This is a genomic window from Kitasatospora sp. NPDC059577 (assembly GCF_042735475.1).
In the GTDB taxonomy this organism is placed as follows: Bacteria; Actinomycetota; Actinomycetes; order Streptomycetales; family Streptomycetaceae; genus Kitasatospora.
Genome location: NZ_JBHWBZ010000025.1, coordinates 6,612 through 14,798 on the forward strand (window position 1 = coordinate 6,612; position 8,187 = coordinate 14,798).

Here is an 8,187-nt window from a genome sequence, read left to right on the forward strand (position 1 = left end):
CGCCGGGCGCGGGGGCCGGCGCGCGCCCGGGGAGCCCCCCCGCGGGCCGCCCCCCGCCCCCCGGGGGCCGCCCCCGCGGCGCGGCCCCCCCCCCCCCCCCACGACGGGGGTCGGACGGAAGGGGCCCGACGGGCCCACGGGTTCTACATCAACGCCACGGCGAGCGCCTTGCGCGCCCGCAGCGAGGCCCGCTCGGCCCGCTGCCGGAGCCTGCGGGCCCGGATGACCCGGCTGACGAGCCGTTGGTTCTCGGCCTCGTGGAGCCTGTCTTGCATATGGGCACGGGCCAGGGATTCGTGGAGGAGTTGCATTTCGAGGATCCTGTTCTGGGTCTGGAGTTCTGCGGCCTGCTCGGCGCGGGCGGTGGGATCGACGACGGCGGGGGTCATGTGGTGGTCCTGCTCGTGGTGCGTGCTCGGGAATGGGGTTCGGGCTGCGGCATCGGCCTTGGCGGCGGCGATCCGCACGGAACGGCGGAGGGCGCTGTCCAGCGGGGGCTGCTCTCCCCGGCGGACGACCCTGGCCTGGTCGGCGGGGTTCACGCCATGACCTCGGTCTTGCGCGGACGGCCACGGGGACGCTTGCGGGCCACGACGACGCCCTGGACGAACAGCTCGCCGCCCCAGACGCCCCACGGCTCGCGCCGCTCCAGGGCGCCGGCCAGGCAGGACTCCTTCACCGGGCAGGTGCCGCAGAGGGACTTCGCGTACTCGACGTCGGCCGGCGTCTCGGCGAAGAAGACCTCGGGGTCGAACGCGCGGCAGGGGATGGGGAGACCGAGCGCTTCGGCCTGCTCGATCGAGCTGATCTGCATGGAAAGAACCTCCGGGGGGTCGGCCTGGTCGGCCTTGGTGATCTGGCTTGTCGGCGGTACGGACGGGGTGGGCGGCGTGATGACCGTGGACACTGTGGCGTCTTCCTCGTCTTCTCAGTGGTTCCGGCCCAGGTGACTGGTGGTGCTGGGCCGGAGGCCCCGGAGGGCCTGGGTGGTCTTGCGTACCGGACAAAACAGAAGGGCCGCGGATCCCGGTGTGACGGGTTCCGCGGCCCTGGAGGTGCCGACCTGAGGCTGACTCAGGTTCGTTCTCTCCAGGGTTCAGGCCCGCGGAAGGCCCACATCCGGACGGCCTTGGCGCCGTTGAAGGCGGCCTTGGCCTGGTTAATCTGCTGCTCGTTCTGCTTCTGGGGGTTTCCGGCACCGATGACCTGCTCATAGCCGCCATGCATGGCGGCGGCTACGGCTGCCTTCGGTGCCTGGGTCGGTCGCTCGTCGCGCAGGGAGCGCGGCGTGCCGAACGACGCCCAGCCACGGGACAGACCGGTCTCGACCGAGGTGCCTTCGACGCTCCTGCTGCCCGTGAGGCACAGATCAGTGTGTCCAAGACCACTGACAACGGGGGCGAAGGAGACACCGGTGGTGTCGAGACCCAGACCGGTTCCACCGAGCTCGGCGAGCGCCCGCAGACGGGCGGCACGCAGGGAGGCAGCGACAACGGTCTGGCCAGTCATTTTGGTGATCATGATGTTTCCCACTGTCTTCGCCTCCTCTCGGCGTCTCGCGGAGTCAGGTCGCCCCGGCTCCGAATGTTCGGATGTCTGTCTCGGTGAAGCTGTGTGGGTGTGGGGGATTCGGCACAGGTGTGACCCCGTGCGATCGCGTCCCCTTGACCGCCCCGGCAGGCTATTGCGCTCCCGGTACGCCGCGCAAACTATTTTTCGCGGTGAGTTCCACGGCGCGCTCCGCAGCCGGTTCGGAAGTCCCCGAGCAGTCCCCTGGACCGCGCCCGCGCCGGCTCACGCCGGATCGACCGGACCGTCGTCCTCGACGCCGTCCGGATCCTCCTCGGGCTCCTCCCCCGCACACAACGAGAGCACGGCGGCCCCGTACTTGTCCAGCTTCATCGCACCGACCCCCGAGATCGAGGCCAGGTCCTGGCGGTTGGCGGGCACGTCCTCGGCGATCGCCATCAGCGTCGCGTCGGTGAACACCACGTAGGCCGGGGCGCCCTGCTTCTTGGCCTGCCGGGCCCGCCACTCGCGCAGCCGCTCGTAGAGCGCCTCGTCCATCGTGGAGGGGCAGCTCTCGCAGCGGCGCAGCTTGCGCTCGACGGCCTCGGTGAGCACCCGGTCGCAGACCCGGCACGTGACCGGTCCGCGGACCCGCCGGGCGGCGGAGCGCTCGCCGTGCTCGACGCCCCCGCGGCCGCCGCGCGCGCCGGTCCGCGCGCCGGGTGCGGAGGAGCCGGGGCGCAGCCCGTCGAGGAAACGGCTGGGCTTGCGGCTCGCGCGCCCGCCCGGGGAGCGGGAGAGCGCCCAGGAGAGCGTGAGGTGCTTGCGGGCGCGGGTGACCCCGACGTAGAGGAGGCGGCGTTCCTCCTCGACCTGCTCGTCGGTCTTCGCGTAGATGATCGGCAGGGTGCCCTCGGTGAGGCCGACGAGGAAGACGGCGTCCCATTCGAGGCCCTTGGCCGCGTGCAGGGAGGCGAGGGTGACGCCCTCGACGGCGGGGGCGTGCTGGGCGGCGGCACGGGCGTCGAGTTCGGCGACGTAGGCGGCGAGGTCGGTGCCCAGCCCCTCGGCGGCGCGGGTGCGCTCGAACTCCTCGGCGAGGCGGACGAGGGCGGCGAGGGACTCCCAGCGGTCGCGGACCGCACCCGAGCCGGCCGGCGGCTCGGCGGTGAAGCCGCGGGTGGCGAGGACCGCGCGGACCTGGCCGGCGAGGTCGGGGGCGTCCGCGGTGAGGGGGTCGGAGGCGGCCCGGGCGGCGCCGCGCAGCAGGACGCCGGCGTCGCGGACCTCGGGGCGCTCGAAGAAGCGCTCGGCGCCCTTGAGCTGGTAGGGGACGCCGAGGTCGGCGAGGGCCTGCTCGTAGACCTCGGACTGGCCGTTGGTGCGGAAGAGGACGGCGATCTCGCTGGCGCGCACGCCGGTGGCGATGAGGTCCTTGATCCGGCGGGCGGTGGTCTCGGCCTCGGTGGGTTCGTCCTCGTACTCGGTGTAGACGGGCTCGGGGCCGGCCTCGCGCTGGGAGACGAGTTCGAGGCGGTGGCGGGCGGCCTCGCCGCGGGCCTGGGAGAGCAGTCCGTTCGCGAGGTGGACGACCTGCGGGGTGGAGCGGTAGTCGCGGACGAGCTTGACGACGGTGGCCTCGGGGTGGCGGCCGCGGAAGTTCAGCAGGTAGTCGGGGGTGGCGCCGGTGAAGGAGTAGATGGTCTGGCTGGCGTCGCCGACGACGCAGAGGCTGGCGCCGCCGCCGGGCCCGGTCCACTGGTCGAGCAGGCGCTGCTGGAGCGGGGAGACGTCCTGGTACTCGTCGACGGTGAAGTGCCGGTACTGGGAGCGGACCTGGTCGGCGATGTCCGGCCGGTCCTCCAGGATCGCGGCGGTGAGCAGCAGCACGTCCTCGAAGTCGATGGTGCCGCGGCGGCTCTTGGTCTCCTCGTACACGCGGTAGACCTGGGCGGTCTCGGCCGGGTCGCGGGGGGCCTCGCGGCCGGACTTGGCGACGGCCGCGGGGTAGTCCTCGGGGGCGGTCTGGGTGACCTTGGCCCACTCGATCTCGGCGGTGAGGTCGCGCAGTTCGGTGCGCTGGACGCGCAGGCCGCAGCGGCCGGCGGCCTCGGCGACGAGCTGGACCTTGCGCTCCAGGAGCTGGGGCACGGGGCCGCCGACGGCGCGGGGCCAGAAGTAGTGGAGCTGGCGCAGGGCGGCGGCGTGGAAGGTGCGGGCCTGGACGCCCTCGGCACCGAGCTGGCGCAGCCGGCCGCGCATCTCGCCGGCGGCGCGGGCGGTGAAGGTGACGGCGAGCACCTGCTGGGGGTGGTAGACGCCGCTGCGCACGCCGTAGGCGATGCGGTGGGTGATGGCGCGGGTCTTGCCGGTGCCGGCGCCGGCGAGGACGCAGACGGGGCCGTGCAGGGCGGTGGCGACGGCGCGCTGTTCGGGGTCGAGCCCGGCGAGCACGGCGTCCGGGCCCGTGGCGGCGCCGGGGTCGGCCCAGGGGGAGCCGTGGGAGGCGTCGTGGGGGCTGCCGCTCAAGAGGTCTTCCTGCATGCGTTCCATCCTCTCAGCCCGGTGGGACAACGGGGGCGGGGTTGTCCACAGGCCCGGTGTGATCGCAGGATGATCGCTCCGCAGTGTGGTCGGTGGCGGGCCGGAATGCCCGCCGTCCGGTGGACGTTCCTCCCGGAGACCGAACGCACCCCTCTTCCTAAGGAGCCCCCTCGATGTCCGGCACCGTGACGATGTACAGCACGACCTGGTGTGGTTACTGCAACCGGCTCAAGAGCCAGCTGGACCGTGAAGGCATCGGCTACACCGAGATCAACATCGAGGAGGACCCGGCGTCGGCGTCCTTCGTCGAGTCGGTGAACAACGGCAACCAGACGGTGCCGACGGTGCTGGTGACGCCGGTGGGCGGCGGCGAGCGGGTCGTCATGACCAACCCGAGCCTGCTGCAGGTCAAGAAGGCCCTGGCGGCCTGATCCGGCCGGGCCGCCCGGGCCGGCGCGCGTCACGTCGCGTCGGCCCGGGCGGGGTCGACGGGCGCGGCGGGCGCGGGCAGGCTGGTGCGCGCGCCGAGGTCGCCGACGCCGTAGACGAGCCGGCTGCGGTCGGCCGAGTAGCGGGTCTCGATGACCCGCACGGGCCCGCGGCGGTCGTAGGTGACGCGGGTCTGCACCATGAGCGGCACACCGGGGCCGCCCTGGAACCACTGGGCCTCCTCGGGGCCGGGCATCCGGGCGACGAGGTGGTCGACGGCCCCGACCTCGGTGCGCCCGAGGGTGGCGAGCACGGCCTCGTCCCCGCCCTCGACGGGGTCGGGTTCCATCAGCGGGGTGCCGGCGGCGAGGCCGGCCCGGTAGTGGCTCTCCTCGATGGAGTACGGCTCGCGGTCGAGCAGCCGCAGCTGACGGCGGACCACGATGGCCTCGCCGGGGCGCAGTCCGAGGCGTTCGGCGATGTCGACCCGGGCCCGGACGATCATCATCTCGAAGTCGGTGCTGAGTTCGCGCCCGGCTTCGGCGGCCTCGCCGAGGTAGACGGCGGAGGGCGCGGCCAGGCAGTCGCGCGGCGCGGGGGTCGGGGTCGGGCCGAAGGCGCGGTGGTCCAGGACCGGGTGTTCGCGCAGGTAGGTGCCCTTTCCCTGGAGGCGGACCAGGCGGCCCTCGTTGACCAGGACGTCGACGGCGAGGCGGACGGTGTTGCGGGCGACGCCGTACTGGCGCTCCAGTTCGCTCTCGACCGGCAGGGCGGCGTCGGCGGTGAACTCGCCCTCGGCGATCCGACGGCGGAGGTCGGCGGCGAGGCGCTGGTATTTGGGCGATTGGGCGGTGCCCCGGGGGATTGTCACCCGAGTGAATGTAGCGAGCGCGGTGACGCGGTTTCAGCCGTTTCCGGCAATGTCGTCCGTGCGGGTTGACGACGACCCTCCCGGACCGTGTTCCGGTAGCAGAACTGGCCCGTCCGGATACGAACAGAAGGTGGTGTGGAATTCGGGAAGGGATTGAAAAGAAAAGAGGGGGCGCGCGACATTGGTCGCACGCCCCCTTTCCCCGGAGGCCCCGCCCGGCGGAACCCCCGCACCGAATTACCAGCGCGCCGCCGGGGGCAGCGGCTCGCCGTACCAGAGCTCGACCAGGTGCCGCGCGATCGAGATGCCGGACGGCGGCAGGATCTCGCCCGCCTCCATCCCGGCCTTCAGCTCCTCGCGGGAGAACCAGCGCGCCTCGGCCAGCTCCTCGCCGTCCACGGTGATGTCGGTGCCGCCCGGCACCGCCTTGCCCGCGAAGCCGAGCATCAGGCTGGAGGGGAACGGCCACGGCTGGCTGGCGACGTAGCGCACCTCGCCGACCCGCACGCCCGCCTCCTCGTGCACCTCGCGGGCCACCGCCTGCTCGATGGACTCCCCCGGCTCGACGAAGCCGGCCAGGGTCGACCAGCGGCCCTCCGGCCACAGCGCCTGGCGGCCGAGCAGGCAGCGGTCCTGCTCGTCGGTGATCACCATGATCACCGCCGGGTCGGTGCGCGGGTAGTGCTCGGCCGCGCACGAGGTGCAGCGCCGCACGTGCCCGGCGCCGGCCTTCTCGGTCGGGTGCCCGCAGCGCGAGCAGAAGCTGTGCAGCCGGTGCCAGTGCTCCAGCGCGACCGCGTGCACCAGCAGCCCGGCGTCCCGGTCCGACAGCAGCCCGCCGACCTCGCGCAGCCCGGCCGGGCGGGCGTCGCCGTCCAGCCGCCCCGGCAGGCTCTCGCCGGCCAGCGCGAAGTACGAGACGCCGTCCTGGTCGGTGCCGAGGAAGTACCGGTCGCCGGTCTGCGGCGCCTCGAAGGACGGCAGCAGCACGAGTTCGGTGCCCTTCGCGGTGTCGACCACGAACGCCTCGCCGCCGGCGATCGGCAGCACCCGGGTGTTCGGGTGGCTCCAGGCCGCCGCAAGCCAGGGCTCGTCGAACCGGTGCTCGGCCGCCCGGTCCACCCCGGCCCTGGCCAGGGCCAGGTGCAGCGGGCGCTCGGTCTCAGGCACGGTGCTCACGTCGTTCCATCCCCACGTGGTGAATCATCCGGATGAGTGATCTGACTGCCTCGGTGTGCGGAGCGTCGGTCACGCGCCGGGCCGGAAGTTCTCGGCCAGGTCGCCCCACAGGTACGCGGCGGTCTCCACGCCCTTGGCCAGCAGGTCGAGCTCGACCTTCTCGTTGACCGAGTGCCAGCCGTCCGAGGGCACCGAGATGCCGAGGAACAGGACCGGCGCGCCCAGCACGTCCTGCAGGTCGGCCGCCGGGCCGGAGCCGCCCTCGCGGGTGAAGAGGATCTTCTGCCCGAAGGCCCGGCCCATCGCGCGGACGGTGGACTGCAGCGCCGGGTGGTCCAACGGGGTCAGGCAGGGCCGGGTCGCGCCCGGGAAGACCAGCTCGTACCGGACGCCCTCGGGCACCCGCTCGGCCACCCAGGCCCGCACCGCGTCGCGGACCTTCTCCACCTCCTGACCGGCGACCAGCCGGAAGGACAGCTTGAGGTGCGCCGACGCGGGGACGATGGTCTTGCCGCCGGGGCCGGTGTAGCCGCCCCAGATCCCGTTGACCTCGGCGGTCGGGCGGGCCCAGATCCGCTCCAGGGTGGAGTAGCCGGCCTCGCCCCGGGTGCCGTACGACTTGGCGACCTTCAGCCACTGCTCCTCGTCGAAGGGCAGCTCGGCGAACAGCTCGCGCTCGCGGTCGGTCAGCTCGACCACGCCGTCGTAGAAGCCCGGGACCGCCACCCGGTGGTCGGCGTCGTGCAGGCCGGCGGCCAGCTCGGCCGCGACCTGGGCCGGGTTGGGGACGGCACCGCCGAAGGAGCCGGAGTGGATGTCGGTGTCCGGCCCGTACAGGTCGATCTGGGCGTCCGCGAGACCGCGCATGCCCGTGCACACGGTCGGCGTGGAGGCCGACCACATGCCGGTGTCGGAGATGACGACCACGTCGGCGGCCAGCCGGTCGGCCTCGCGGCGGACCAGGTCGGCGAAGTTCGGCGAGCCGGACTCCTCCTCGCCCTCGATCAGCAGCTTGAGGTTGACGGCCGGCGCGGTGCGGCCGGTCGCGTCCAGGTGGGCGCGCACGCCCAGGGTGTGGAAGAACACCTGGCCCTTGTCGTCGGCGGCGCCGCGCGCGTACAGCCGGTCGCCGACCACGGTCGGGGTGAACGGCTCGGTGTCCCAGCCGTCCTCCTTGGCGGCGGGCTGCACGTCGTGGTGCCCGTAGACCAGGACGGTGGGCGCGGACGCGTCCCCGGACGACCACTCGGCGAACACCGCCGGCAACCCGTCGGTCTCCCACACCTCGGCGACCGGGAAGCCGGTGTCGCGCAGCTTGGCGGCCAGCCACTCGGCGGAGCGCCGCACGTCGCCGGCGCGCTCCGGGTCGGCGGAGACCGAGGGGATGGCCAGCCACTGCGCCAGGTCGGCGAGGAAGGCGGCCTGGTGCCGGTCGATGTAGGAGCGGACGGCGCTGTCCGGGGTTCTCGTCATACCGACGACTGTAGTTCGCCCGTGCGGGTGCCCGCCCCGGCCGTCCGGGTACCGGGCGCTCCCGGGGCTGTAACCTCCGTGGCCCCCCCCCCCGCCCCGGCGCGGGGGGGGGGGCGGGGGGGGGGGCCGGGGCGCCCCCCCCCCCGCCGCCCCGCGGGTGCGCGGAGACGGGGTTGCGCGCC

8 protein-coding genes are annotated in these 8,187 nt (G+C 73.6%); 1 reads left to right on the forward strand and 7 read right to left on the reverse strand.

The annotated features are described in order from the left end of the window. Positions 1-143: 143 nt before the first annotated feature. From ACFV0O_RS20565 to ACFV0O_RS20580, 4 genes are all read right to left on the reverse strand, one after another. Entirely contained in the window at positions 144-542 is a 399-nt protein-coding gene (locus ACFV0O_RS20565; protein WP_360259533.1) for a hypothetical protein, read from the reverse strand. Continuing rightward, positions 539-907: a WhiB family transcriptional regulator gene (locus tag ACFV0O_RS20570; RefSeq protein WP_380343629.1), complete on the reverse strand. Its 369-nt coding sequence runs from the start codon at positions 905-907 to the stop codon at positions 539-541. The genes ACFV0O_RS20565 and ACFV0O_RS20570 overlap by 4 nt, the downstream gene beginning before the upstream one ends. Positions 908-1,074: 167 nt before the next feature. Continuing rightward, complete coding sequence (locus ACFV0O_RS20575) at positions 1,075-1,533, reverse strand: hypothetical protein (RefSeq protein ID WP_380343632.1); 459 nt, start codon at positions 1,531-1,533, stop codon at positions 1,075-1,077. A 261-nt stretch (positions 1,534-1,794) separates the two neighbouring features. Continuing rightward, positions 1,795-4,062: an ATP-dependent DNA helicase UvrD2 gene (locus ACFV0O_RS20580; protein WP_380343634.1), complete on the reverse strand. Its 2,268-nt coding sequence runs from the start codon at positions 4,060-4,062 to the stop codon at positions 1,795-1,797. 164 nt (positions 4,063-4,226) lie between these two features. On the opposite strand from ACFV0O_RS20580, the gene ACFV0O_RS20585 reads away from it, so the two are divergent. After that, the gene (locus ACFV0O_RS20585) at positions 4,227-4,484 is read left to right on the forward strand and encodes a mycoredoxin (RefSeq protein WP_030236313.1); all 258 of its coding nucleotides are present in this window, start codon (positions 4,227-4,229) and stop codon (positions 4,482-4,484) included. Positions 4,485-4,513: 29 nt separating this feature from the next. Here the strand turns inward: ACFV0O_RS20585 and ACFV0O_RS20590 are convergent, their stop codons facing one another. From ACFV0O_RS20590 to ACFV0O_RS20600, 3 genes are all read right to left on the reverse strand, one after another. Beyond that, entirely contained in the window at positions 4,514-5,353 is an 840-nt protein-coding gene (locus ACFV0O_RS20590) for a GntR family transcriptional regulator (protein WP_380343637.1), read from the reverse strand. 237 nt (positions 5,354-5,590) lie between these two features. Further along, positions 5,591-6,532, reverse strand: a complete 942-nt coding sequence (nudC, locus tag ACFV0O_RS20595) for an NAD(+) diphosphatase (protein ID WP_360259540.1) — start codon at positions 6,530-6,532, stop codon at positions 5,591-5,593. 69 nt (positions 6,533-6,601) lie between these two features. Continuing rightward, complete coding sequence (locus tag ACFV0O_RS20600; RefSeq protein WP_380343640.1) at positions 6,602-8,005, reverse strand: dipeptidase; 1,404 nt, start codon at positions 8,003-8,005, stop codon at positions 6,602-6,604. Positions 8,006-8,187 lie beyond the last annotated feature (182 nt).

What these genes read in the sequence shown, in the direction of transcription:
- ACFV0O_RS20580 (WP_380343634.1), bottom strand. Translation starts at nt 4,062, where the DNA reads ATGGAACGCATGCAGGAAGACCTCTTGAGCGGCAGCCCCCACGACGCC.
- ACFV0O_RS20585 (WP_030236313.1), top strand. Translation starts at nt 4,227, where the DNA reads ATGTCCGGCACCGTGACGATGTACAGCACGACCTGGTGTGGTTACTGC.
- ACFV0O_RS20600 (WP_380343640.1), bottom strand. Translation starts at nt 8,005, where the DNA reads ATGACGAGAACCCCGGACAGCGCCGTCCGCTCCTACATCGACCGGCAC.